The organism is Photobacterium frigidiphilum (assembly GCF_003025615.1).
GTDB classification, from domain to species: Bacteria; Pseudomonadota; Gammaproteobacteria; order Enterobacterales; family Vibrionaceae; genus Photobacterium; species Photobacterium frigidiphilum.
The window spans coordinates 90,255-116,209 of sequence record NZ_PYMJ01000013.1; the positions used below are offsets into that span (position 1 = coordinate 90,255).

General features: G+C 41.0%; 20 protein-coding genes and 2 tRNA genes. 13 read left to right on the forward strand and 9 right to left on the reverse strand.

Going from position 1 to position 25,955, the window contains the following annotated elements; all coding sequences use genetic code 11:
• The first annotated feature begins 245 nt into the window (after positions 1–245).
• From cfa to C9J12_RS14405, 3 genes are all read left to right on the forward strand, one after another.
• On the forward strand, positions 246–1,388 hold the full coding sequence (gene cfa, locus C9J12_RS14395) for a cyclopropane fatty acyl phospholipid synthase (protein WP_107243347.1): 1,143 nt from the start codon (positions 246–248) through the stop codon (positions 1,386–1,388).
• A 283-nt stretch (positions 1,389–1,671) separates the two neighbouring features.
• On the forward strand, positions 1,672–2,175 hold the full coding sequence (locus tag C9J12_RS14400) for a hypothetical protein (protein WP_107243348.1): 504 nt from the start codon (positions 1,672–1,674) through the stop codon (positions 2,173–2,175).
• Between the two features lie 185 nt (positions 2,176–2,360).
• Positions 2,361–2,807: a hypothetical protein gene (locus C9J12_RS14405; protein ID WP_107243349.1), complete on the forward strand. Its 447-nt coding sequence runs from the start codon at positions 2,361–2,363 to the stop codon at positions 2,805–2,807.
• Positions 2,808–2,899: 92 nt separating this feature from the next.
• On the opposite strand, the gene C9J12_RS14410 is transcribed toward C9J12_RS14405, so the two are convergent.
• On the reverse strand, positions 2,900–3,340 hold the full coding sequence (locus tag C9J12_RS14410; protein WP_107243350.1) for a carboxymuconolactone decarboxylase family protein: 441 nt from the start codon (positions 3,338–3,340) through the stop codon (positions 2,900–2,902).
• A 179-nt stretch (positions 3,341–3,519) separates the two neighbouring features.
• On the opposite strand from C9J12_RS14410, the gene C9J12_RS14415 reads away from it, so the two are divergent.
• Complete coding sequence (locus C9J12_RS14415; protein WP_107243351.1) at positions 3,520–4,416, forward strand: LysR family transcriptional regulator; 897 nt, start codon at positions 3,520–3,522, stop codon at positions 4,414–4,416.
• A gap of 189 nt (positions 4,417–4,605) precedes the next feature.
• Here C9J12_RS14415 and C9J12_RS14420 read toward each other — a convergent pair.
• Both C9J12_RS14420 and C9J12_RS14425 read right to left on the reverse strand, forming a co-directional pair.
• A tRNA-Asp gene (locus tag C9J12_RS14420) sits at positions 4,606–4,682 on the reverse strand.
• Positions 4,683–4,723: 41 nt separating this feature from the next.
• Positions 4,724–4,814 (reverse strand) — tRNA-Ser (locus C9J12_RS14425).
• A gap of 433 nt (positions 4,815–5,247) precedes the next feature.
• On the opposite strand from C9J12_RS14425, the gene C9J12_RS14430 reads away from it, so the two are divergent.
• On the forward strand, positions 5,248–5,970 hold the full coding sequence (locus tag C9J12_RS14430) for a YebC/PmpR family DNA-binding transcriptional regulator (protein WP_107243352.1): 723 nt from the start codon (positions 5,248–5,250) through the stop codon (positions 5,968–5,970).
• 89 nt (positions 5,971–6,059) lie between these two features.
• On the opposite strand, the gene C9J12_RS14435 is transcribed toward C9J12_RS14430, so the two are convergent.
• Positions 6,060–6,719 carry a PAS and helix-turn-helix domain-containing protein gene (locus tag C9J12_RS14435; RefSeq protein ID WP_107243353.1) on the reverse strand — a complete coding sequence of 220 codons (660 nt, stop codon included), beginning with the start codon at positions 6,717–6,719 and terminating at the stop codon, positions 6,060–6,062.
• A gap of 166 nt (positions 6,720–6,885) precedes the next feature.
• Positions 6,886–8,328 (reverse strand): glucose-specific PTS transporter subunit IIBC, encoded by a 1,443-nt coding sequence (gene ptsG / locus C9J12_RS14440; protein ID WP_107243354.1) that lies wholly within the window; start codon positions 8,326–8,328, stop codon positions 6,886–6,888.
• Between the two features lie 278 nt (positions 8,329–8,606).
• Between ptsG and C9J12_RS14445 the strand changes: the two genes are divergently transcribed.
• Genes C9J12_RS14445 through C9J12_RS14455 form a run of 3 tightly spaced genes read left to right on the forward strand, consistent with a single transcriptional unit; the run spans position 8,607 to position 11,985 of the window.
• The gene (locus tag C9J12_RS14445) at positions 8,607–9,314 is read left to right on the forward strand and encodes a response regulator (protein ID WP_107243355.1); all 708 of its coding nucleotides are present in this window, start codon (positions 8,607–8,609) and stop codon (positions 9,312–9,314) included.
• Positions 9,304–10,740, forward strand: a complete 1,437-nt coding sequence (locus tag C9J12_RS14450; RefSeq protein WP_107243356.1) for an ATP-binding protein — start codon at positions 9,304–9,306, stop codon at positions 10,738–10,740. Before C9J12_RS14445 ends, C9J12_RS14450 begins: the two co-directional genes overlap by 11 nt.
• Positions 10,741–10,743: 3 nt before the next feature.
• Complete coding sequence (locus tag C9J12_RS14455; RefSeq protein WP_107243357.1) at positions 10,744–11,985, forward strand: ABC transporter substrate-binding protein; 1,242 nt, start codon at positions 10,744–10,746, stop codon at positions 11,983–11,985.
• Positions 11,986–12,225: 240 nt separating this feature from the next.
• Here the strand turns inward: C9J12_RS14455 and C9J12_RS14460 are convergent, their stop codons facing one another.
• Positions 12,226–13,794 carry a S8 family serine peptidase gene (locus C9J12_RS14460; RefSeq protein WP_107243358.1) on the reverse strand — a complete coding sequence of 523 codons (1,569 nt, stop codon included), beginning with the start codon at positions 13,792–13,794 and terminating at the stop codon, positions 12,226–12,228.
• Positions 13,795–14,360: 566 nt separating this feature from the next.
• Positions 14,361–15,266 carry a DUF808 domain-containing protein gene (locus C9J12_RS14465; RefSeq protein WP_107243359.1) on the reverse strand — a complete coding sequence of 302 codons (906 nt, stop codon included), beginning with the start codon at positions 15,264–15,266 and terminating at the stop codon, positions 14,361–14,363.
• A gap of 398 nt (positions 15,267–15,664) precedes the next feature.
• Between C9J12_RS14465 and C9J12_RS14470 the strand changes: the two genes are divergently transcribed.
• The gene (locus C9J12_RS14470; RefSeq protein WP_107243360.1) at positions 15,665–16,786 is read left to right on the forward strand and encodes a helix-turn-helix transcriptional regulator; all 1,122 of its coding nucleotides are present in this window, start codon (positions 15,665–15,667) and stop codon (positions 16,784–16,786) included.
• 314 nt (positions 16,787–17,100) lie between these two features.
• Here C9J12_RS14470 and C9J12_RS14475 read toward each other — a convergent pair whose 3' ends face one another.
• Both C9J12_RS14475 and C9J12_RS14480 read right to left on the reverse strand, forming a co-directional pair.
• Positions 17,101–18,519, reverse strand: coding sequence for an aminotransferase-like domain-containing protein (locus C9J12_RS14475; protein ID WP_107243361.1), 1,419 nt, complete (start codon positions 18,517–18,519; stop codon positions 17,101–17,103).
• 393 nt (positions 18,520–18,912) lie between these two features.
• Entirely contained in the window at positions 18,913–20,169 is a 1,257-nt protein-coding gene (locus tag C9J12_RS14480) for a D-amino acid dehydrogenase (protein WP_107243362.1), read from the reverse strand.
• A gap of 116 nt (positions 20,170–20,285) precedes the next feature.
• Between C9J12_RS14480 and C9J12_RS14485 the strand changes: the two genes are divergently transcribed.
• The 4 genes from C9J12_RS14485 (at position 20,286) to C9J12_RS14500 (ending at position 25,910) form a co-directional block, all read left to right on the forward strand.
• Positions 20,286–21,230, forward strand: a complete 945-nt coding sequence (locus tag C9J12_RS14485) for a LysR substrate-binding domain-containing protein (RefSeq protein WP_107243363.1) — start codon at positions 20,286–20,288, stop codon at positions 21,228–21,230.
• A gap of 471 nt (positions 21,231–21,701) precedes the next feature.
• The gene (gene speA, locus C9J12_RS14490) at positions 21,702–23,624 is read left to right on the forward strand and encodes a biosynthetic arginine decarboxylase (protein WP_107243381.1); all 1,923 of its coding nucleotides are present in this window, start codon (positions 21,702–21,704) and stop codon (positions 23,622–23,624) included.
• A 97-nt stretch (positions 23,625–23,721) separates the two neighbouring features.
• Entirely contained in the window at positions 23,722–24,645 is a 924-nt protein-coding gene (gene speB / locus C9J12_RS14495) for an agmatinase (RefSeq protein ID WP_107243364.1), read from the forward strand.
• Positions 24,646–24,737: 92 nt separating this feature from the next.
• A complete protein-coding gene (locus tag C9J12_RS14500) occupies positions 24,738–25,910 on the forward strand; it encodes a cation:proton antiporter (RefSeq protein WP_107243365.1) in 1,173 nt (390 codons plus the stop codon).
• The last annotated feature ends 45 nt before the right edge of the window (positions 25,911–25,955 follow it).

The window sequence follows — 25,955 nt, forward strand, 5'->3', positions numbered from 1 at the left end:
GGCAGCACAAAGCAGTAAAGAGAGCAACAAACTACGACAAATAATAACATTGTTAAATCGCAGTATAAATTTCGTTCAATTCTATCTCTAATATTAAGAACGTGCTTCCTATACACAAAACATCAAACTTTTCACGTTAATAATTCTAAGCATGGTGTTTAATAAAAATGAACATAATGTCATTCCATAAAGTGCTATTTTTTTTAGGTCTCGAAGTGTTTCTTGTTTTATATAGCAGGTAAGTTATGTCCAATTTAAAACTTTTCAATGAACTATTAAGCCCAGCCGATATTCAAATCAACGGTAAACGTGATTGGGATATCAGGCTTCATGACGAGGCTGCACTAGATAGGATTCTTGTGGATGGTTCATTAGGGTTAGGTGAAACTTACATGGATGGTTTATGGGATTGCGACAAAATTGATGAATTAATCAGTCGTATCACCAAGCACGATTTAGAAGGTAAATTAGGCCTTAAAGCCAAGCTATGGCTAGGTGCTCATCTTGGGCGAAATAAGGTTGTAAGTTTATTTAATAAGCAAAGTGTAACGCGATGTAGTAAAGATGTGCCCTTTCATTATGACCTAGGCAATGATTTATTCCAAACGATGTTAGATGATCGAATGACGTACACGTGCGGTTACTGGAAACATGCGGAAGATCTCAACGAAGCCCAAGAATCGAAGCTCGATTTGGTTTGCCGTAAAATGGGGCTAGAACCTGGTATGCATGTATTAGACATTGGTTGTGGGTGGGGAAGCTTCATGAACTACGCCGCTGAGCATTATGGTGTTATATGCCATGGTTTAACCCTTTCTAAAGAACAAATGGTTCTGGGTATGAAAAAGGTACGTGACAAGCGATTGCCTGTTAATTTCATTCTTCAAGATTACCGAACCTACTCGCCAGACATTTCATACGATCGTGTTGTGTCTATTGGCATGATTGAGCATGTCGGCCCTGAGAATTACAAAGAATTTTTCACGTGTGCAAACCGATTCCTTAAAGACGACGGAGCATTCTTACTCCATACCATCGGCACCCCAAAATCTCAAAACGAAACGGATCCTTGGATTGATAAGTACATATTTCCCAATGGCGTGATCCCATCAATCACTCAATTAAGTTCCGCTATGGAAAATAAGTTTAACGTTGAAGACTTGCACAACATAGGGCCTGACTATGATAAAACATTGGTCGCTTGGTGCCATAACTTTGAAGAAAGATGGGGAGAAATTTCACATAGGTACGATGAAACATTCTATCGAATGTGGCGTTACTACTTACTATCGTGTGCGGGGGCGTTCCGTAGCCGTAGCTTAAGTGTATGGCAAATGGTCTTAACGAAAGAAGGGGCCGAATTACCGCAATACGCCAGAGCCGTGTAATACCATTCTGGATAAGTAAATGGTCAGATAATTGCGCAGGAAAAATTGATAATAACAAGGCAGAAATTGAAGTAACTAGTTATTCTAATTATAAAATTTCTAACGTAGTTAGAAGCAGTTTTAACCAGCAAGAATGATCAGATACTTGTCTAGATTGGTATAAGAGAAAAAGGGGCGAAAAACGCTAACAGTAAACCTTAATATTGCTATTAAGTGTGTCGGTTCGATGCGTTGTCGCCTCACAGAAGCCCTGCCTAAATAATAAATTTGAGGAAGAAACGCCATGGAATCGACCGTTGTACTGTTAGTCGAGCTAGGAAACTCAGCGATTTATTCAACGAATGTGAGTACTAGAACCCACAAGCTTAATACTCATTTAAAACAGTCCCGCTATAGCGCTATCGATGAATTACTAACATTAAGCAACATTGCCGCGAAAGGCTCAGTGATTCTTAAGGATATCCAAGTCCGAGAGCAATCAGGCGATCATACTGAATTTACAATCTATGTTAGTTATCTTCCTGCATTCATTGATGTCGCTGTTGAAGCCGAACGTAATAAGCACGGGTTCTCTTACTATGTCGAGGTCGCTGGTGTCGGCCATGAGTACTCAGCGAGTCACGCGGTAAAAGCCCGAGATATTGCCCTGATGTCGCTTAGAACACATAAACCAGACATTAAAGACTTCGAAATAACTCTTATAGATAAAGAAACTGAGAAAATGCCATCAGAGATCGAGCTCAATGAGTTCTCTAGTGTCTATATGACGGCGAGGGTTATCGTATGACTTTCCATTCGTTTATGGACGTAATGCATTACTTTTTAATGGCTGCCTTTTTCATCATTATTGCTGCCAGCGTGGCGATCAAAATTGAAAATAAAAGAAGTAGAGATTAGTTCATCAGCTGACATTCATTATCCAAACGGAGCATCGCCCCCCTTTGGGAAAATGCCACAATGAGGACGCGAACAATGAGCCCTTTAATAATAATTTTAGAAACGCAGCAAGACATAGATGCGAATACCGACGAGTTGATGAGCATCTTGTCTCATGCTGCCATCGGAGTCAGTCTGAATAAACCGCTTAACCGAGGGCGCTGGTTAGAAGCTTATTTCATCAAAATGTTACCATCTTTAAACCCTAACGGACTAGCATTCAAGGTGGTACAAGGCTGTCGCAAGGAATCAACCAGCAATAAACTAGCAAGGTGTTTTGAAACCTTCTACGAATTTTATTGGGGCACACGACCATACCGTGCAGCGCGACCATTACCCGGAAAGATTAATAGAGCGCATAATCGAATCCGGGAATATTCACGAATTAAAAAAGCAGTTATTGGTGAATCGACACAAGCTCGCCCTCTTGGTTGCGTTAGTCACTTAGTCGGTCATATCGAAAAAGCCTCAAACCATTACTGATTCAAGGCTTTCTCATGGCTTACTAATAAAGATTGGTGAGCCATTTATCATGGTGGAAAATATTGTAAATTCTTCATCAAGGTGAAAGAAACTCAGCTGGCATGCTCCATCTTGGTCGATATCGCTATTCGGTTCCAAGCATTGATAGTGACAATTTGCATCATACACTGTGCGGTCGCAGTCTCGCCCAGTAATTCAATACAGCGATTATAAGTAGCTTCAGGCAAACCCTGATCGGCAATTAACGTCATCTCGTCAGTCATTGCCAATACCGCACATTCTACATCACTAAACAACGGCGATTCTTGCCATGCGGCTAATGCCATTAAACGCTGTACGTCGATACCACTTTTTTGAGCAACAGGAGTGTGCATTTGAATACAATAGGCGCAGTTATTGATCATCGATGTGCGCAGTTTAATCAGTTCTTTCAAGGTAGTAGGCAGTTCAGAGCCTGACACATAGTTTTCTAACCCCATCATCGCTTCAATTGCTTTTGTTTGTAATCCACTAATATCAATACGCTTTTGCATTCTTATCTCCTCAATTGGTTACACTCTTTTAGATATGTAAACGGTCAAATATTTTCGCAGACAGGCCTCTTGTTGAGCTCCCCTGCTGATTCAATAAGGACATTGTGCAGAATTCGACTGAGAGATAGAATGCCGCTATTATCTGCAATAGTTTTGCGTAAAATGCAAAGGTGAGCTGAATGTTAGATCTTGTACGAGTGTTTACCCAGGTCGTTGAGTCCGGCAGTTTCTCTAAGGCGGGGCATGCTCTGCACATGGCACCCTCTTCTGTGGCCAGAAATATCGATAATCTTGAAAAACAGCTTCGAGTAACCCTATTTAAGCGCAGTACACGCCAATTATTACTCACCGAAGAGGGTCAGTATTTCCTTGTTGGTGCCAGTAAGCTAATGGAAGATGCCGATCAACTCATTCGTTCTATGGATAAAACAAACGATGTACCGAGTGGCACCTTGCGGATCTCTGTTTTCGAAAGCTTCGGAAACCTGTGTATCAACCCTATTTTGCCTGACTTTCTCAAACGCTACCCTAACGTTACCGTTGATATTGAACTAGACGATAGAATGGTCGATATGAATGCTGAGAATATCGACTTAGGTATCCGAATTGGCCGCCCTGCCGATAGCAGCCTGAATGCTAGAATGCTGATGCCGAACCATACAATTCTGTGTGCTTCTCCAAGCTACCTTGAGCGTTGCGGTACACCGACTACTCCAGAAGAAGTAAGCCAACACAACTGCTTGCTACTAAGCCGTGACAGAAAACGTAACTACTGGCATTTTTCCAATAAGAAACAGCACAAGAAAGTTGCAGTTAAGGGGAATTTATATTCAAGAGGCGGGTCTCCATTAATGTCTGCAGCACTGGGCGGGACAGGCCTATTGCTACTTTCAAGCTGGATGGTATCTGACTCTATAAAAGATGGGGAACTACAAAAAGTATTGCCAGATTGGACTGCTTCACCACATGAACATGCAGGTATTGAGATTTATGCCGTTTATCGTGGTGGCAAATACCCCAAACCACAGCTCAGGGCTTTTATAGATTATCTAGTGGATCATATTGCTGCTCAATGACCGTGCGCGGCATGTAGTGAGCACGATCCGAAATATATAAAGCAACAACTTCATCTTCACAAGGTGCCATCAAGATCAGAGATCATTAATTGGTACATTGTTTTCCTTTTGTTCATATTCTTGATTAACAAGTTTGGCAAACTGCAGATGCAAAAAAGCCCCAGCATTTCTGCTGAGGCTTCGTTGTGTTGGCGGAGCGGACGGGACTCGAACCCGCGACCCCCGGCGTGACAGGCCGGTATTCTAACCAACTGAACTACCGCTCCAATTCTGTATGACATTCGAAGTAAATCAAATATCTAGAATATGGCGGAGAGATAGGGATTTGAACCCTAGAAGGGCTATAAACCCTTGCCGGTTTTCAAGACCGGTGCTTTCGACCACTCAGCCATCTCTCCAGTGCGGTGAATAATACGCATCGGAGATTCGACTGTAAACCCTAAACTGCATCGAATGCTTGTTTTTTGACCTAAATCGTCATGTTTTTTTATTTCTAATGAAATCAGTAGTAAACAGGTGATATTTATTAACCGATATGCTCATTATTCATCATAATCGCAGTCAGATTGACGTGTTAAAGAATACGCTTTCCATGAAAATTTCATAAAGCTGCCATTAATGGATACAATCAGATTATTTATACAAAAGGTAAGATAGCCGTTAAGAGAGTGACTCAGAATGTCGTTATCGATGTTAAAAAAAGAAAATAAACCCATAAATGTCGAGTATTCAGACAAAAGACAACAAGATGACACTAGCCTACATACCCTGCTAACTGGTAAAATTCGGACCATCAAAGCCCCAAACACTGATTAAAGAGAGTGATTCCTCATGGGAAGAAAATTCGAAGTACGCAAATTGTCGATGGCAAAAACGGCTGGCGCAAAGATCAAGGTTTACTCAAAATACGGTAAAGAGATCTACGTCTGTGCTAAGAACGGTAGTCTAGACCCAGACAGCAACCTTTCACTCAAGCGCTTGATCGAAAAAGCAAAAAAAGATCAGGTGCCAAGCCATGTCATCGAGAAAGCGATCGATAAGGCCAAAGGTGGTGCCGGTGAAGATTTTGCTACTGCGCGCTACGAAGGTTTTGGACCAGGAAACTGCATGGTTATCGTTGACTGTTTAACAGACAACAACAACCGTACTTTCATGGATGTTCGCCAAGCGTTTGTTAAGAACCATGCGAAAATCGGTGGACCAGGTACTGTTGGTCACATGTTCGAACACCAAGCTGTATTCCAGTTCGCTGGTGACGACGAAGAAATGGTTCTTGAAAACCTAATGATGGAAGATGTTGACGTAACTGACATCGAGTGCGAAGACGGCATTATTACCGTTTATGCTCCTCATACAGAATTTTTCAAAGTGAAAAATGCACTTGCAGCAACGATGCCAGATGTAGCTGTTGACGTTGAAGAAATTTCTTTTGTTCCTCAAACAATGACTGAAATCAGCGGCGACGACGTAGCTGCATTCGAGAAATTCTTAGACGTGTTAAATGACTGTGATGATGTACAGAATATTTACCACAATGCGGAAATTGCTGAATAATCCATTTTATTCATTGCATTTAAAAGCCCTGAATCATTACTGATTCAGGGCTTTTTGTTTTCTGGACCCAGTACTTTTTTTACTCGTCGTTATTCATTAATCATAATCGAGACTGGTTGCTTTAATAGCTGATCAGGAATAACTGATAGCCATCCGTTACAGCGGGCATAATCAATCAGCGACGCACGATTAGTGACACCAAATATGGCAAACCGGACGATTAGATTAGCAATTTGCTTTTCTACCGCTTTGGGTGTGCGATGGATCATCAACGCAATTTGCTTTGTCTGGCGACCACGTAGCAACCAAAACAGTACAATTTCCTGAGAAGGTGTAAGTTGCATTTCCCCCAGCCGTACAGAACTAAATGATTTATGGGATTTGTCGAACGTCATGATTTCAGCAAAAGCTTCGACACAGATCAGTTCTTTAAGATTAACTGCATTAAATTGCACTCCCCACGTTTCACCGTTAATGACAACTGGTCGCTTATTGAATGAAAATGCATCGTAACCATGCGCATAGTTATGAATATCGATGGTGCTAACTGTCTTATTACTTAGCATTACATGTCTATCTTGTTGGGCAAAGATGGATGCAAATTGGGCTGTGTCACATGGTAGGTCACAATCAAATAGCCCCTCTATCTCCTTCGGAGCATTCACCAACTGTCGATAGGCTTCATTCGCAAAAACAAATTGCCCACCTTTAGATTTAAGGCCTGCTGGAGTCGGGGTTGTGTCTAGCATGTGAATTAGGACGGATAAGTATGTAGTTTGATCTAAATTCACGCCGCTAGTTTAACAAATAGTCATGCTAAAAAAGTAGTAGAAACTACCCTTTTAGTCGTTATTTAAATAAAGCCAACTCCACTATAGAGTTGGCATACTTATTCTGCATAGGGGGGAGATAAAGTTAAATCGTCGCTAACACACCATTAATTTCTGTTTTAATATTATCGGATTGAGTACCAAAAATAGCTTGTAGGTTATCGCCAATCACCAACACATCATGGGCACCTAGCTGTTTAAGCTTTACAATGTCTACCTCATTGATATCTTTTACTGTCACTCTTAATCGTGTAATACACGCATCCACTGATTTAATGTTTGGCTTCCCACCAAGTGCCATCACAATATCCGTTGCTATTTCATCTGGCGCTCCTGCCATTTCAACCTTAACAGGGTCACTCTCACGCCCTGGCGTTTTAAGATCTAATTTCACAATTAAGAAGCGGAATAAACCATAGTACAGAGCCGCCCAAATTGGGCCGATAATAACGAACATCCATGCGTTATTCGACATTGGGTAATATAGGAAGAATTGAATCGCCCCGTGCGCAAAGTCTGTACTGTGTTTAATATCCAGAAAAGCAGTAATCGCAAAGGCAATCCCGGTTAAAAACACATGAATCACATACAGCACTGGAGCAACAAATAAGAAAGTAAATTCAATCGGTTCTGTGATGCCTGTTAGCCAAGAGGTTAATGCCGCTGAAGCCATTAAACCACCTACCACTTTTTTACGAGAAGGCGTAGCACAATGGTAAATCGCTAATGCAGCCGCAGGCAATGCCCACATTGAATACATAAAGCCACCAGAGAGATAACCTGCTGTTTTGTCTCCAGCAAAGAATCGGCTTAACTCGCCGGTGATTACTTTTCCTGTTTCAGGATCAGTATAACTACCCACTTCGAAAAAGAATGGCGCGTTCCAAATATGATGAAGACCAACAGGAAGTAACGAACGCTCACCCGCACCATAAATAGACCATGCAAGTACAGGATTTTGGTAAGCGGCCCAATGAGAGAAGGCATCCAATAATTGCCCTACAGGTGGCCATGCAAACGCTAAGAAAGCCCCAACAACAATAGCAAGGAGCCCTGTGATGATTGGCACAAATCGTTTACCGGCAAAGAACCCTAAATATTCTGGCAAACGTATATTGTAAAATCGGTTAAACATTAGAGCTGCAACCGCACCCATAATGATCCCTCCAAATACACCCGTTTGCAGTGTATTCACCCCCATGATTGTCGCATCAGTTTCAAAGCCGCGTAGCCCTGTTACAACCCCTAATGATGCGTTCATGATAATTAAGCCCACAACCCCAGCCAGTGCCGCCGCACCGTCATTTCCTTTTGATAGCCCTAGTGCAACACCAACAGCAAACATTAACTGCATATTGCTAAAGACACCATCACCCGCAGCAAGCATCACCTTACTTAAGGCTTCAGGTATGAAAGCAAACCCTGCATTACCCAAACCGAGCATCAACCCAGCAACAGGTAACACTGCTACAGGCAACATTAATGAGCGGCCTATTTTTTGTAATTGTCCAAATGCTTTACCAAACATATTCCCTCCTAATTGGAGAATGGTTTTTGATTATTTACTCTGATTTGCACCAAAGTCGCTTCTCGTTTCGCTTAAAATTAAATCCCATTTAGATTATTCTTTATTGCAAAGCTCAAGGTTACAAATGGCAATGACTTTGTAAGAATTCACTTACAAAAAAACACCTTTGTAAGCGACAAATTACGAATGGCTGAATTGTGCCTCTATAAAGAAAAGCGCATCATAACTAGCAGCTATAAAGGATAAAAATAGCTAGGATAAAAAGAGGAAGGATGACCATGGAACAAAAACAGATTTTAGTGGTGGATGATAACTTTGAATTACGTGATGCATTAACTGAATATCTAGGGCGTGCAGGATTTAGCGTTATCGGCGCAGAAAACGGGGTAGCAATGTGGAAATTGCTTGAATTTAATAGCCCTGATCTCATTATTTTAGACATTATGATGCCGGGTGATGATGGCTTTACCTTATGCCAAAAATTGCGCCGTACCTCTGATACCCCCATCATCATGCTTACTGCTGTCACAGAAGAAGCAGACAGAGTCGCAGGGTTAGAAATGGGGGCTGATGATTACATAACAAAATCCTTTAGCCCTAGGGAGTTGCTTGCTCGTATAAAAACCATTTTAAGACGCAGCCACTCATCCCATTCCACTCAATTAGCGAGAAAAGTCACACTAGGGGAATGGCAGCTAGATACGGTTACCCGTCAGTTGACACACCTTCCATCTAAAACAACGAAACAACTATCTGGCTCAGATTTATCTTTACTGGCTTTATTCATTACCAAAGCCGAATCCATTTTAAGCCGTGATGATATCGCCCGTGAGATTTGGGGAAGAGAGGCCGATCCATTTGAAAGAGGGATCGACGTTCAAATAAGCCGTTTACGCCACCATCTTGAAGACAAAGATCGCACCTTGATCCTTACCGTAAGAAATCAAGGATATATGCTAACCACAGGCGTTCAATATGAACGTTAAACTGTGGCCAACCTCATTAGCTGCTCGCACCAGTCTATTTTTATTAATGGTGATCATGCTTGCTCAGCTACTTTCAGGCTTTATTTGGTATCAACATTCGAGTGAAAAAGACAAGCAAGGGCTTATTACCAGTGTCAATAGCCTTGCCATGAGCGCCTCTTCAACGGTTGCTTTCTTTCAAACTCTACCTTCAGAATATCGACATTTGATACTCAATCAACTACGAAGTATGGGAGGCACCCGTTTTTTTGTTTCACTCAATAGTCATAAGATCACACTTAACACCTTACCTAATAGTGAACGTAAAAATTTGGTCATCAATGAAGTCACGAGCGTACTTGAAAAAGAGCTCGGTACATTGCCAAATATGGATGTCGATTTTACCTTAAGAAAAGATCTCAAAGTCTTTAACAAAGAACTCTCTATTGATGAGTTGCCTTTGTTGTGGGCACATTACTCCCTCTCGCTAGGCGATTTAAATCCACCTATTTTAGTTATGCAAATTGAAGTCGCTCAAGATGAGTGGTTTTACCTTGCAGCGGTGCTGCCTGCACCCTATGTCAATTTAGAAACCAGTTATTTTGATTTACGTGAATGGGTAACATTGTTTTTTTCTGCTCTGTTTCTATTAGCTTGTACCAGCCTGATTGTAAGAAAAGAAATTCGTCCTATTCGCAATTTAGCTAAAGCCGCAACATTAATGACCAGCCGTTTAAAAGTGCCTGAAGTGAAAGAAGAAGGCAGTGCTGAATTACGCGCAGCCATTCACGCGTTTAATAAAATGAATCGTCGAATTAAAAGCCACATTAATGACAGAGAAATGCTGTTTGGTGCAATTTCTCACGATCTGAAAACCCCCATTGCTTGTTTAAAACTTCGAGCTGAAATGCTTGATGACGATAACGAACGCGAACGCTTTACTCGAATAATTAACGATTTAGATCTTATGGTAAAAGGGGCATTACAGTGCATCAAAGAAACGGATATTCATGAAGAAATAGAACCGATTGATATCATTGCATTACTTGAGCACACCAAAACGGCCTTCGGCGGCCCAAGTGATCGCATCACCCTTATTAATACTCAAAGCCAACCGTATATCGGTAAACCTTTGGCAATAAAACGTTGCATTCAAAATCTAATAGATAACGGCATTAAATATGGAAACAAAGTGGATATTGAATTATTTGATAACCCAGAATGCTTACAACTTGCCATTACTGATCACGGCGAAGGCGTTGATAAAGAAACCTTAGATAAATTATTTGAACCGTATTTCAGAATGAATCCAAACAATGAAATACAAGGTAATGGGCTTGGCCTAACCATCTCACAAAGTATCGCTAAAGCACACGGCGGTAAATTAGAGCTTTCAATAACCGATACTGGTGGGCTGTGTGCGTTGCTCATTTTTCCTAGAGATTAAGTTATGCATTGGATTATAAAAACAGCGCTGCTCACAACATTATTACATTTCACTCCAGTAAGGGCCGAGATTGAACTACTACATTGGTGGACATCGAAAGGTGAAATAAAGGCGCTTAACACAATTAAAAAACAACTAAATGATCATGATTATCAGATGGTCAGCACCTCAGTTATAGGCGGTGGTGGTGACACCGCAACAACCGTATTGCAAGCCAGAGCTCTCGCCGGAAACACCCCAAACATTGCACAAATTGAAGGACCAAGTATTAAAGCTTGGGATGCAATAGGGATTTTACATAATTTGAATAACACCGCAAAAAAACACCAATGGAATGAGACACTTAATCCTTTGGCTAAAGAAATCAATCAAACTGAAAATGGTTACGTGGCCCTCCCTCTTACTTTACATAGGATGAATTGGCTTTGGGTAAATCATGACCTATTAACACAGCTTGCATTAGATGTACCTGTTACGTGGCCTGAATTATTTATTGCGATGGATAAAGCAAAGCGCCACCACATAGAACCATTAGCAATAGGAAAACAACCGTGGCAAATAGCTCAACTTTTTGAAAGCCTTGTTATTGCCTATGGCGGTGTCGATTTTTACCAACAAGCCATGGTGAACTTAGATAAAACGGCCATCTCATCACAGGAAATGCAGGAGATATTCAAACAATTCCGCCGTCTTAGTCTATTGGTAGGAGAGCAATTAGCGGATCATAAATGGGAAACTGCAACTCAATATTTAGCACAAGATAAAGCCTTATTTCAAATCGGAGGAGATTGGATTTTGGGTGAATTAATCGCTCTGAATATTGATGTCCCCAAAAAAATTGGGTGCTATGTTGCACCGCAAACTCAAGGCGTTTTTCTTTATAATATGGACAGTTTCATTTTTATGTCTCGCCCTGATTTCACCGTTCAACAAGCTAATGACCTCGCCAACGTATTGGCCGATAAAACATTTCAAAGTCAATTTAATAAAGTAAAAGGGGCTATCCCTGTACGCAATGATATTGATTTATCGGGCTTTAATGTATGCCAACAACAAGCTAGTCAAGATTTAGAGTTTGCGCTGATTCATAAATTAGCAGTTCCAAGCATGACAGATTCCATGGCGGTCAACCCCATAAAACAGCAAGCAATTAATAACGAACTGTTTCAATTTTTTAAAAATGATTCCATTGACAGTAAGGCAGTAATTCGACGCATTATTGCAATTGCGTCTTCAGATAATTAATTGGATATTTTAATGATGAGTGATTTTTTCGGTACCTTCAAAACATAAAATAACCCACCAAGAAGTATTGGGGTATTTAACGGCTGTGGGATATTTAACGGCTGTGTCGCAAACTGGAGTGCTGCTGAAAGTCATCACTCAGCTGCGACACAATCCTAACGATAACTTTCAGATATCAAGCCTACACCTTCAAGTTAATGGTGAGCATTAAACCCAACATGAGTTCATCATGTTTAAGGGTTATTTACTTTCCTGCCAAGGCCCCCATTGATCCTTTCCAGGTTCTTCATTCGTATTCCACCATTTTGCTAAGAATCGAAGATTGTTATATGAGACTTCATCACCTTTTAAATATACTTTACTTGCATTCCATTGCTCTAATATAGGTTTCGGTAGCTCTCCTATTTGAAGCAACTTAATTGCGGCGTCAGCATCAGCCAACCCAGAACCACAACCTATACATTGGTTTGGATTCGGAAATTGGCGTGAAGACTGCTTAATAATTTTTTCTACTTTCTCTGGGGTGATCATAGGATCCGCTTGGTATAATAGAGCGGCAAGCCCTGCGACATGAGGAGCTGCCATGCTTGTTCCTTGATAATACCCATACCCCTCAGTTGTCGGCTGTTTTTGACCATTGTTAATGGTAGACAGAATCGCCGCTGTTTTCCCAACTTGAGTGTATTCACCTCCGGGAGCTGCTATATCAACCACAGCACCGAAATTTGAATAATAAGAACGACTACCGACATTATTAACCGCTGCGACGGTAATAACATTAGCGCAACTGGCAGGAGTGTAATTATAGGCATTACGATTACTATTTCCTGCCGCTACTACAATCGTAGAACCATTTGATCGGGCAAGGTCAATTGCATTTTGAGTCGTACGAGAACAGCTACCTTGACCACCTAAAGACATATTAATCACCTGTGCAGGATTACGATTAATATTCGCCCCAGGTACATCGCCACCAGATGCCCAGATGATTCCATCAGCGATATCAGAAGTATATCCACCACAGCGCCCTAGCACTCTAACTGGAACAACTTTTGCGTCATATGCGACCCCAGCAATCCCTTTACTATTATTGGCAACAGCAGCAATTGTTCCAGCAACATGAGTACCATGCCACGATGAATTACGTGCTGGTGAATTCTGTTTACACTGGTTTTTTAGTACCCAATCACCAGGATCAGACGCATCATTATCACGACCATCGCCATCATTTCCCATCATTGGATCTGTAATAAAATCCCAACCTGGTAGCATATTTGATTCTAGATCAGAATGAAGCGCGTAACCCGTATCAACCACCGCTACTGTCGTACTTTTACCACTGTATTTTGGCCAAACTGCCGCAACATTTATTCCTGCATAATGTTTACCAACTCCCCATAGTTCAGAAATACGAGTGTCATTTGGCATTTCTAATGGGTGTAGAATCAAATCTGGTTCAGCATACTCTACCTGAGGATCGCCTTCTAAACTGTTTAGAATCAAGTCCAACTCTTCACTATTTTTCCACTCATCAAGTTCGTAAACTTCTTCTCCGGTTGAAAGAGTACGAATATATTTGCTCTTACTTCCTGTCGCTGAACTTAATACTGCTGCAGTATCTAGTTGCCTAAATTCTTGCATGTCAATATTTAACACATCACGTTTAACGGGTTTATATTTGATAATAACTCGGTTGGTTTCGATGAAATTATTATTTTCATTTTCATCAACTTGATTTGCCAAAGCACAGTTAAAGCTCAATGCTGTAACTATCCCTAAACACATGAATGAACGTTGAATATGCTTCATTTATTATTCCTTCTTTATTATTGACGCTTATGGGTTACGACACTTAATAACATGAAGTATGACGAGCAAACTCATTTCACTGAGATGCCAATAAGAACCTTGTATCATATAGAATTCTTATGTACACAACCTTCTTTCATTCGTGCGATCGATAGTTCTTTAGAAGGAAATAATTAATACTTATTGCATTATATGAGGGCTGGCCAGAGACAAAAAATACATGATATTAATGCGGTATGTCAGACATTAGAGAACCATTTTGCGGATGCGGATGCGGATGCGGATGCGGATGCGGATGCGGAAATTGTTATTCACATCGAATGATAAGCTATACACTTGCTGATAAAACATTTCGAAGTAAATTTAATAAAGCGCAACAAGCTATCAATAACGAACTTTTCCATCTGTTCTCCCCCCCTTGACAGCAAAGCGATAATTCGACGCATGATTGCAATTGCGTCTTCAGGTAATTAATTAGATAGAAAAAGCCCTCGTCGTAGACAAGGGTAATATGTGCAAGACTATAATAATGCGAGATCAGATATAGTAAAAAGTTAGCTTACTCGCTATTTACCACGTACTTTCTGTACGGCAGTGACTACCACTAAAACAATCACACCAGCCACAACTCCAACTACACCGTTAAACAAAGTAGGCGCTATTACATCAGCGGTAGGAATAGTGGCGACCGACTCTGTAATCGCATGCACTATATCGTGAGAGTTCGGTACGCTATGAACAACAATACCTCCCCCGACTAAGAACATTGCTATCGTGCCAACCACTGCTAAAAATTTCATTAAATAAGGGGCTGCATTCACAAGAAAAGTGCCAAATGCACGTTTAATGGTTTTTTCTTCACTGTTTCTTACCAAATACAAACCTGCATCGTCCAATTTCACAATGCCCGCCACCAGCCCATAAACACCGGCCGTCATTACCACTGCAATCAAACTGACTACCATTAATTGGGTGGGAAATGGGTGGGTTTGTACTGTGCCTAAAGCAATGACAATAATTTCAGCAGATAGAATAAAATCTGTGCGTATTGCCCCTTTTATTTTTTCTTGCTCAAACGCAACTAAATCAATATTTTCATCTTCCAGCAGCTCTGGTGTTTCTAATTCCTCTTTATCGTGTAAGAACTTATGAGTGATCTTTTCTGCACCTTCAAAACACAAAAATAATCCACCGAGTAAAAGCATTGGGGTAATTAGCCAAGGCGCAACGGCACTGATTAATAATGCCGCGGGGACTAAAATTAGCTTATTTTTAAACGACCCTTTTGCAACGGCCCACACCACAGGGATTTCACGTTCAGCCCGTACACCTGAGACCTGCTGTGCATTCAACGCTAGATCATCACCAAGCACCCCTGCCGTTTTTCGTGCCGCAACTTTTGTCATCAAGGCAACGTCATCTAAAACGGTTGCTATATCGTCAAGTAAGGTCAATAAACTTGCACCAGCCACTAGAACACTCCTTGTAAAGATTCAACGGCGAATAAATAAGAACATCTTTCCAGCATAGACCTAGATTTACCGCTTCAGCTCCTAGCACCTATACTCTTGACAAGAAAATCATACAAATGGTTATATAATGTACATTCTGCATCACCTAATGCCTTACACATTTTAGCGAATTTCAATCAAAAATAGAGATATTTCCCATTACCATTTAATCATAAAACCAATATTATTGACCAATTCATTGGATTCAACTAGTTTCTTATATCAACATTGTGCCTATATGTAGTAGATTCGGGAGGTGTATTGATTATTTCATTGGTACGTATGTCCAATTTTACAGACAAAATTTGATTAAGCATCGTTTTTAACGAGGCTTATAATATAAATAATAACGGACAAGCATGACCAAGTTTAATTTTGACGATTTAATAAAATCACTTTATGGCTCTTTGATTGATCCTGATGGATTTAAGCCTTTTTTATCAAAACTCATAGAACAATGTAATTTTCGCTCTGGTGCTTTAATCATGGCGAATATGGAGACAAGAGATGTAAATATCATCTGGATGGAAGGCCTTGAACTAGAAAACCTTCAATTATTCATGGAGCGTTTAGATCGTAAAGACCCATTAATCGAAAAATTAGTGAAAGCAGCTCCTGGTTCGTTAATCATCGCAGGAGATGCAACGCGAGAAGACGCCAGAATTAATGAACCCGAATTCTATCATGATTGGATTTGCGAGCTTGATATTCATTACGCGGCTGGTGCGGTATTAACCATTGAAGATGGTTGGGTTAGCCAAATGGTGTTTCAACGACGCCATGATCAAGGCATGTTTTTACCTGATGAAATGGATATGCTGAAACAGCTTATTCCCCACATGCAGCATGCTATGCACCTACATCATATAAAGGTGGATCAAGATAAGCAGCGCTTACTTTCACAGCTTTTATTTGATCAAATACAGCAGCCTGTCATTCTGTTAGATAACGCCAATAATGTTTGCCACTGTAACCAAAAAGCGAATGCGTTTTTATCTAAAAGCATGCCATTAAAAATCATAAATAGAAAACTTCAAAGTATTAAAACGAATAAAAATACTGAAATTGATCTGGCTATTAATGCGTGTAGAACAAATAAAAGCACACAAACAGTCCATATTAAAACGAAAGATAACCACGTATTGGCACTTACTTTTGCTCCTTTGGTTAAAGAAAATAACAGCATTGAAGATGGTATCGCTATTTTTATTTACAATAGTGAACAAGCACCTAACCTTGATTTACAAATATTGCATGACTTATTTAATTTATCTGACAAAGAAGGAAAGGTCTGTTGTGAATTAGTCAATGGACGATCTCCCGCTGAAATTGCTGATTTACACTACCTCTCATACGAGACAGTTAGAACCTATATTAAGCGCATAATGAAAAAAACACAGACTAGCCGACAAAATGAACTGGTTGCTAAATTAATGTCCAGCCCTGCTTTTTACCCTATCACTTCGCCTTCAAAGGTATAAATAAAGTGTAAGCTAGTCTACAAAAGCATCTTAGTGTCCCCAAATGGGGACATTTATTTTCTGTCAATTCAATTAATCTACAGCATATAAATTGAGTGACTTAAATTAGTCTCTATTTGACGTCCCATTAATATTCAAACAACGTAACCTGGCTAGGTGGTTGATTTATTTGATATTGATTTATGACTATACATAGACTTAATGAATACGAAGAAAAGAAGCTAATATCATCTCAAATTTTTTTTGTGACATCCGATAATTTCGCACGAGCCATGATTGGTGCGGATTTTATGGCCACGTAAAGTGGCCTTTTTTTATGCTTTAATACAATTGGCTACCGTTTTTAATGCCTGCTGAGTCCGTTCATTCCACGGATATGAGCAATTAATTCGCATACAGTTTTTATACCTATCATCACTCGCAAATAATGACCCCGGCGCAATACTTATATTATGCACATCCAATAACTGTTGAAGTAAATCAGACGTATTAATGTGCTTTGGTAATACTACCCATAAAAAGTACCCGCCTTCTGGTCGGGTAATCTGTGTTTCCCGTGGGAAATATTGCTCAATGGCATCTAACATTTGTTGTTGTCGTGCTTTCAACTGGCGTCTTAATCGTCGTAAATGAATATCATAACCACCATGTAAGACATATTGTGCGAGTGCTAACTGATTAGGAACCGCAGTAGATAAAGTCGACATTAATTGAAGCTGCTCAATTTGCTTGGCATATTGACCCGCCACTACCCAGCCCACTCGAAAACCTGGGGCTAAGCATTTAGAAAATGATCCACAATGCAGGACCATCCTTCTATTGTCATAGGCTTTAATCGGTGTTGGTTTCGACTCTGAAAAATACAGCTCGTTATACACATCATCTTCAATGAGCGGAATCGTGTTTTTCATCAGCAGGTTATTAATCGCGATCTTATTTTCATCTGGCATCGAAGCCCCTAGCGGGTTTTGATATTTGCTCATCAACCAGCAGGCTTTAATATCGTGTGTTTTGATTGCAGCTTCTAATGCATTAACTGACATCCCCGTTCGGGGGTGTGTCGCTATTTCTACCGCTTTTAAACGTAACCGTTCTACTGCTTGTAGGGCACCATAAAAAGCGGGCGATTCAATCGCCACAGTATCGCCGGGTTGCGTTACTGCCATCAAACTCAATCCTAATGACTCCATAGCACCAGAAGTGATCACAATGTCATTGATCGATACATCAATACCATCTCGAATGTAACGTTTGGCAATCGCACGACGTAACGCAATATTACCCGGCGGCAAATCTGTCACAGTACTCTGTGCGGGCATTGTTTTCATGGTTTGTGCCAATGCTCGACCAAGTTGTTTAAGAGGAAATAAATCAGGGTCTGGAAAAGCCGATCCAAATGGCATCACATCAGGTCGCTTACAAGCCGTTAGTACATCAAAGATATGTGCGTTTATTTTAATTGAGCGATTCACAACTTGAGGCATCATTTGCTGTGGTTCAGCTAAACGATTTAAATGAGCAGTAACAAAATAACCTGATTTAGGTTTGGCATAAATCCACCCTTCTGTTTCTAACAACTCATAGGCTTTAAGCACAGTCATAGGACTAATACTGTGTTTCTTACTCATGGCTCGAATGGAAGGGATACGATCGCCAGGCAACCAAATTCGCTGTTCTATTTGCTGTTGTATTTCCGTTGCTACAGCATGGTAGCGAGTCTGTTGGGGTGCCATTTTTCCATCAACCTTAAAGAATAGAAATATTATCTTGTCTGAAGAGATTATACCTAATTCAGGTTAATGTTATGTTGTTTAAATAACGGCCTACCCTTGAAAAATAATGCTACTTGCCCAAAAGAAAATATAGCCTTCAATTCCCAATACCATGCACACGGCAAAGCTTAGGCACTTTTGATCTTCTGTTAATTGTTTGATATTCATTTTTCCGCCTTACGTTCATCTTAATACGATTTAACTAAGGCTAATTTGAACACGGCTAAGACACTTACAGGGTAATACAACCAGCAGACTTACAGGCTGTAACAGTTACCATAAATGATAAAAAAGTGGAAATTGTACTATTGTTATCGATGACCCCAGCCTTTCGATCTGAGGTTACAAAAAACTTTAGGCATGGTAACGAGCTATGCTTAATCCATCAGGATCAATATCCGGTGTTACACCACTGATGACATCAGCGAGTAATCGTGCAGAGCCACAAGCCATTGTCCAGCCTAACGTCCCATGCCCAGTATTTGTGAATAAATTAGAAAAAGGGGTTTTTCCAATAATCGGCGTACCATCGGGTGTCATTGGACGCAGCCCTGTCCAGTATTCCGCCTTACTCATATCACCGCCATTTGGAAATAAATCTTGCACCACCATAGCGATAGTTGCTTTGCGTTGCTCACTTAAATCTAAATCATAACCAGCGAGCTCAGCGGTTCCTGCTACACGAATACGTTGATCAAAGCGTGTCATAGCCACTTTATAGGTCTCATCCATTACCGTTGAAACCGGCGCTTGTGTCTCGTCGGTCACTGGTATCGTTAATGAGTAGCCTTTTACTGGATAAACAGGAATAGATAACCCCAATGGTGAGAGCAACGAAGAAGAGTAAGACCCCATTGCCATTACGTACGCATCGGCTTTCAACTCCCCCATGCTGGTTGATACAGAGCTAACTTTACCCTGCGTCTGGTTTAGCTTCTGTACGTCAACATTGAAATGAAATTTCACGCCTGCCTTTATCGCTAATTCAGTAAGTTGCTGGCAAAACTGATAACAATCACCCGTTTCATCATCGGGTAGTCGCAACCCGCCTACAAGCTTATCTTTTACATTTTCTAAACCCGGCTCGGCTGCAATACAACCTGCCACGTCTAGTTCTTCATACCGTGTACCACTTTCTGCTAAAACTTGAATGTCTTTTACGACAGCTTCGATTTGTGCTGCATTTCTAAATACTTGCAATGTACCCTGCTGACGCCCTTCATAATTGATGGGCTGATGCTTTCTCAAATCAATTAAACAATCGCGGCTATAATTCGCCACGCGTAACATACGTGCTTTATTCACTTGGTAACGTTCTTGATTGCAGTTCGCCAGCATTTTCGATGCCCATACATACAGATCGGGCGACAAACTTGGTTTAATTTTTAAAGGTGCATGTTTTTGCGCTAGCCATTTTAATGCTTTAACTGGAATACCGGGGGCTGCCCATGGCGATGAATACCCATATGATATTTGCCCAGCATTCGCAAAACTCGTTTCTTCTGCACTTTTTGGCTGGCGATCAATAACGGTAACATCATGACCCGCCTCAGCAAGATACCAAGCTGACGTTAATCCAATCACACCACAACCTAATACGATAACTTCCATACATACTGACTTTATTGATAATAAAATAATACGTGCAGAATGTGCGATTTACATTTGCTTAACAATCGATAAATATTAATATCTGTGTTTAGTATTTCTAAAGACTGGTCAAAAGCATGATTCGATTAAAAGGTAATGTATTAGCAGGGTTAGCTACATTTGAAACAGTCGCGCGTTTTGGTAGCTTTACACAAGCTGCCGAACACCTGCACATTACAACAGGTGCGATTAGCCAACAAATCAGTCATTTAGAACAAGAGCTAAGCTTTGTGCTGTTTGAAAGACACTCTCGAGGAATTCGTTTAACCAATGAAGGTAACCAACTTTATCGCGTAGTAAACCAAAGTCTGGCTGATATTAGGGATGTGATTAATCAAATTCAAAAAGCGCATCATGCAGATGGTGAAATACACCTAAAGCTGACCCCTTCATTTGCTTTTAAGTGGTTAGTGCCTCGCCTTCACGATTTCTATACTCAATACCCCGATATTAAAATACATACCTTCGCTGAAGGGGCACTTGTCGATCACAACGATACCAATTTTGATTTAGCAATTGATTATGGGCAAACCCCCTATATACAAACACGTAATAAAAGCCAGATCTCATTATTAATGGCAGAAAAACTCCTGCCCGTAATGAGCCCTGATTACATGAAAAAGTTTGACTGGAATAACCCACAAGATACAAGTCAAAATATCTGGGAAAAAGTCAGATTACTTCACGATGCAATGCCATGGCGACATGCTGCTAAAGATGATGAATGGTGTTTTTGGTTTAAGGAAAATGGGTTAACGCCACTCAACTTAAACACGAGTCGTCAGCATGGGCATTATTTTAATCGTACCGACATGGCGATGGCTGCCGCAGCAGCAGGGTTAGGTGTTGCTTTGGCTCGCTGTGCACTTGTGGAAGAAGACTTTTCGAAAGGCAATCTAGTTTCACCTTTCGAGCCCCTTGATGCAAAGGCGGGCTATTACCTAATACAGCACCACCACTCTCCCGCCATTGAATGCTTTAAAGCATGGTTAAGGCAGCAAATTAATACCTCTAACACATAAAAGAAACGCAACAGGCATAAGCAGTAGATGAAAGTGATAAACCCCCAACAATGCCAGTTATCACTTTCATCATTATATTTCCAACAAGAAATACTTCACTTCACGATAAAACTTTTTTATTTGCAAAGACGATCCATCAATTGTTTAATTCACCCAACACTTAATAAGTACGTTATCAGTCATGAACCCTTTACGTGCTTATATTCCATAAATAACACTAGGAATACCGTCGCTAATACTGCCCAGCAAGCCACACATCTACGACCTTTCTTTATATCTCCTAGATAAAAAGAAAACCTTTTAAATCCGTGTATTACCAAGGTTGTCAGCAAATTATTGATGCTGCACAAAACGGTGTCTGCTCTAACGCAGATTGACGAAGTTGAATGTATTTTCAACGCCTTGGCTTATATAAAAGTGTTGCTGTGGCCCCACAGTAATAGTCGTTATCATCAAAAGAGTGATGTGAGAATGAGTAATTGGTCAATTCATGATGCGCGTGAAATGTATAACACGCCTTACTGGAGCCAAGGTTACTTCGATATTAATGCGCAAGGTTCTGTTGTTGCTTGCCCAGATAAAAATGACCCAACGAATGCCATTGTTCTGTCTAAATTAGCCGATGAGTTAATTGCTGCAGGAGCTTCGCTACCTGTACTGGTTCGATTCCCTGATATTCTGCAAAATCGCGTAGACAGCCTTTGCAGCGCATTTAATCAGTCGATCGAATCTTATGATTATCAAAATGGTTACCTTGCTGTTTATCCGATTAAAGTGAACCAACAGCAAGCCGTTGTCAGTGAAATTCTAAAAAGCCAATACGCCAAACAACAGCGTCAACTGGGCTTAGAAGCTGGCAGTAAACCAGAACTCATGGCCGTATTAGCCATGGCGCAAGAAGCCAGCTCAGTGATTGTGTGTAATGGCTATAAAGACCGCGAATATATTCGTCTTGCGCTTATTGGTGAAAAGCTTGGCCACGAAGTATATATCGTGCTTGAAAAAATGTCTGAGCTGAACATTATTCTTGAAGAAGCGAAACAACTTGGTGTCACTCCGCGTTTAGGCTTACGTGCACGTTTAGCCTCTCAAGGCAAAGGTAAGTGGCAATCAAGCGGTGGTGAAAAATCCAAATTCGGCTTATGTGCTTCACAAGTCTTAACCGTAATTGAATCGTTACGTGAACGCGACATGTTGGGATGCCTGCAATTGTTGCACTTTCACCTTGGCTCTCAGCTAGCCAACATTCGTGATGTGAGAAATGGCGTAGGTGAAGCAGGTCGTATCTATGCCGAGCTCAAAAAAATGGGTGTGGGTATTACAACGGTCGATGTAGGCGGTGGTTTAGCGATTGACTACGAGGGTACACGTAGCCAAAGCAGTTGCTCGATGAATTACAGCCTGAGTGAATACGCTAATAATGTGGTTTACACCTTGGGCGATGTTTGTGTCGAATACGACATTGCGATGCCACGTATTATTTCAGAATCGGGGCGCAACCTAACAGCCCATCATGCTGTATTAATTACCGATGTGATTGGTGTTGAAGGCTATAAAGCTGAAGATATTTCAGCACCAACAGACGACGCACCACAGATCTTGCATAATATGTGGCGCTCTTGGAAAGAGCTATCGGAATCAAGTGATCATCGTTCACTGGTGGAAATTTTCCATGATAGCCAAAGTGATTTATCTGAAGTACATACGTCTTTCAGCATGGGATTAATCAGCTTCATTGATCGCGCTTGGGCAGAGCAAGTTAGCTTACGCCTGTGCTATCAATTAGAAAAACTATTATCAGCCAAGAACCGTGCACATCGTCCTTTATTAGATGAATTACATGAACGCTTAGCCGATAAATTATTTGTGAATTTTTCGCTTTTTCAATCATTACCTGATGCTTGGGGAATCGATCAGGTTTTCCCTGTATTGCCTCTATCGCAATTGGATAAAGCACCTGAAAGTCGCGCAGTTATTTTAGACATCACCTGTGATTCTGATGGTGCTATCGATCAATATGTTGAAGGCCAAGGCATTGAAAGTACGTTAGCCGTACCAAAATGGGATGATGAAAATCCCTATCGTGTCGGGTTCTTTTTAGTCGGTGCATATCAAGAAATTCTAGGCGATATGCATAATTTATTTGGTGACACTGATACAGCAGTTGTACGATGTGATGGCGCTGGTCACTACGAAATCGAGCATATCGAACGCGGTGATTCAGTCGGTGATGTATTGCGCTACGTACACTTAGATGCTCGTGAATTTTTACATCAATATGAGCTAATGGCAAAGGCGAACCTGCCTGAATCTGAGCACGCTGATATCCTTGGTGAATTGGCTGAAGGGCTAAACGGATATACCTATTTAGAAGATATGCGTAACAACAAATAGTCGTTACTGCATATTATATTTCAATATCATACTTTGAAACCGAGATAGTCAGTCACCACTAGGCCGACCGACTATCGGGTATTGCCAGGAGACAACAATGGCAACAATCGCCAATTACGCCGACTACTCATTATATTCCAATGCATTTGGGTTCTTACGGCAGCCATTAAATTTTACACCACAGCAATCTGATGCTGATGTGATCATTACAGGTGTGCCTTTTGACCTTGCTACAACAGGACGTTCAGGTAGCCGAATGGGTCCCGGCGCTATTCGTCAAGCATCGATCAATCTTGCATGGGAAGGAAAGTGCTGGCCGTGGACGTTCAACTTAACCAACACCATTAAAATTGAAGATTGTGGTGATCTGGTTTTCGATTGTGGTGATCCCGCCCAAATGAGTGAACGGCTTGAAGCACATGCCAGTAGCTTAATACTGCAAGGGAAAACCTTACTGAGTTTTGGTGGTGATCATTTCGTTACCTTGCCTTTATTGCGCGCACATGCAAAAAAATACGGTGAAATGGCATTAATCCATTTTGATGCGCATACCGATACTTACGACATGGGCAGCAAGTATGATCACGGTACGATGTTTTACTATGCACCGAATGAAGGGTTAATCGATCCTAAACATTCGGTTCAGATTGGTATTCGTACTGAACACAGCCATACACTCGGTTTTAACGTTATTGATGCAGCAAGTGCTAATGATCGAACAGTTGAATCTATTATTCAGCAAATCAAAGAAACAGTCGGTGAACGCCCTGTTTACCTTACCTTTGATATTGACTGTTTAGATCCCGCTTACGCACCGGGTACTGGTACGCCAGTATGTGGCGGGTTAAGTACTGATAAAGTACTGAAGATATTAAGAGGCCTAGTCGGTATTAATTTAATCGGTATGGATGTAGTGGAAGTGGCACCTGCCTATGATCACGCAGAAATAACCGCGCTCGCTGCGGCAACCATTGCCACTGACTTATTGCACCTTTGGGCAAGTAATCAAAACAAAAACTAATGTCAACTTCTGCGGGGAAGCCTCAACTTCCCTGCTAATTATCTCGATCAGTATTATCCTTTAAAGAGTCCGATACCACGGATATGAGGGATATGCAGGTCAACCTCGATACAATCATCTTTGAATTATGTGCCATCGTAATAAGTACGGCGATATTAGGCACCGTGTTTCTTTACGCCCGACAGCCGATCATTTTGGCGTATATTGCCGCGGGTATGCTAATTGGACCTCATGGGCTTGAGTGGATTCATAATGCTGAAAATGTGAGTCAAATCGGGCACCTTGGCGTCATTTTGCTGCTTTTCTTACTTGGGCTTAATCTTCAACCTAGAAAGTTAATTCGTCTATTTAAAGAAAGTGCCATGGTGACATTAGGTACGTGTAGTTTTTTCTTTTTATGCACTTTGGGTTTTGGTTTAGCCATTCAGCTCGCTCTTCATGATGCACTCGTTGCTGCTGCTGCCCTCATGTTTTCCAGTACGGTTATTGGGTTAAAGTTAATTCCGACCACAACACTGCATCACAAGCGCATGGGTGAGATCATGACCAGTATCTTACTGGTGCAAGATATTCTCGCCATCACGGTTATTTTATTTCTCAATGTCGATAACAATGACGGCATGATACTCGCGTTTGGTATGCTCTTACTGAAATTTAGCCTGATGTGTGTTTGCGCTTATTTAGGTGTGAGGTATGTTGTTCTACCGTTATTTAGCCGGTTTGATGTTATTCAAGAATACAGTTTTGTCACCACACTCGCGTGGTGTTTACTGTGGGCAGAAGCGGGACATCAAATCGGATTATCTTATGAAAGCGGGGCATTCATTGCAGGGCTATCTATTGCTGTCAGCCGAGTGTCTCAGGCTATTTCCATCCATTTAAAACCTCTACGTGAGTTTTTTCTGATTCTGTTTTTCTTTTCCATTGGTGCACGCATGAACTTAACCACGGCTAATATCTACATGTTGTGGGGATGTTTATTTGGCGGAGTATTAATAGTAATTAAAGCGTGGGGGTTTCGCTTCGCCTTGCACGTCGCAAAAGAAAAAACCAGCATGAATAAAGAACTAAGCGCTCGATTGAGCCAAGCTAGCGAATTTTCATTATTATTGGCTTATTCCGCCATGACAGCAGAAGTTGTTTCACAAGAAGGAATAATGTTTATACAAGCCGCAACGCTGAGTACGTTTGTAATTTCAACCTATTGGGTTGTTAAATATTACCCTACCCCGATTTCAATGGTCAAAAATCTACGGCAAGATTAACTTTGAGATAAAACCTAAAAATCCCCGAAGCATCAGATGCGTTCA

Coding starts and splice junctions, on each gene's coding strand:
- cfa (WP_107243347.1), top strand. CDS start 246: ATGTCCAATTTAAAACTTTTCAATGAACTATTAAGCCCAGCCGATATT.
- C9J12_RS14400 (WP_107243348.1), top strand. CDS start 1,672: ATGGAATCGACCGTTGTACTGTTAGTCGAGCTAGGAAACTCAGCGATT.
- C9J12_RS14405 (WP_107243349.1), top strand. CDS start 2,361: ATGAGCCCTTTAATAATAATTTTAGAAACGCAGCAAGACATAGATGCG.
- C9J12_RS14410 (WP_107243350.1), bottom strand. CDS start 3,340: ATGCAAAAGCGTATTGATATTAGTGGATTACAAACAAAAGCAATTGAA.
- C9J12_RS14415 (WP_107243351.1), top strand. CDS start 3,520: ATGTTAGATCTTGTACGAGTGTTTACCCAGGTCGTTGAGTCCGGCAGT.
- C9J12_RS14430 (WP_107243352.1), top strand. CDS start 5,248: ATGGGAAGAAAATTCGAAGTACGCAAATTGTCGATGGCAAAAACGGCT.
- C9J12_RS14435 (WP_107243353.1), bottom strand. CDS start 6,719: ATGCTAGACACAACCCCGACTCCAGCAGGCCTTAAATCTAAAGGTGGG.
- ptsG (WP_107243354.1), bottom strand. CDS start 8,328: ATGTTTGGTAAAGCATTTGGACAATTACAAAAAATAGGCCGCTCATTA.
- C9J12_RS14445 (WP_107243355.1), top strand. CDS start 8,607: ATGGAACAAAAACAGATTTTAGTGGTGGATGATAACTTTGAATTACGT.
- C9J12_RS14450 (WP_107243356.1), top strand. CDS start 9,304: ATGAACGTTAAACTGTGGCCAACCTCATTAGCTGCTCGCACCAGTCTA.
- C9J12_RS14455 (WP_107243357.1), top strand. CDS start 10,744: ATGCATTGGATTATAAAAACAGCGCTGCTCACAACATTATTACATTTC.
- C9J12_RS14460 (WP_107243358.1), bottom strand. CDS start 13,794: ATGAAGCATATTCAACGTTCATTCATGTGTTTAGGGATAGTTACAGCA.
- C9J12_RS14470 (WP_107243360.1), top strand. CDS start 15,665: ATGACCAAGTTTAATTTTGACGATTTAATAAAATCACTTTATGGCTCT.
- C9J12_RS14475 (WP_107243361.1), bottom strand. CDS start 18,519: ATGGCACCCCAACAGACTCGCTACCATGCTGTAGCAACGGAAATACAA.
- C9J12_RS14480 (WP_107243362.1), bottom strand. CDS start 20,169: ATGGAAGTTATCGTATTAGGTTGTGGTGTGATTGGATTAACGTCAGCT.
- C9J12_RS14485 (WP_107243363.1), top strand. CDS start 20,286: ATGATTCGATTAAAAGGTAATGTATTAGCAGGGTTAGCTACATTTGAA.
- speA (WP_107243381.1), top strand. CDS start 21,702: ATGAGTAATTGGTCAATTCATGATGCGCGTGAAATGTATAACACGCCT.
- speB (WP_107243364.1), top strand. CDS start 23,722: ATGGCAACAATCGCCAATTACGCCGACTACTCATTATATTCCAATGCA.
- C9J12_RS14500 (WP_107243365.1), top strand. CDS start 24,738: ATGCAGGTCAACCTCGATACAATCATCTTTGAATTATGTGCCATCGTA.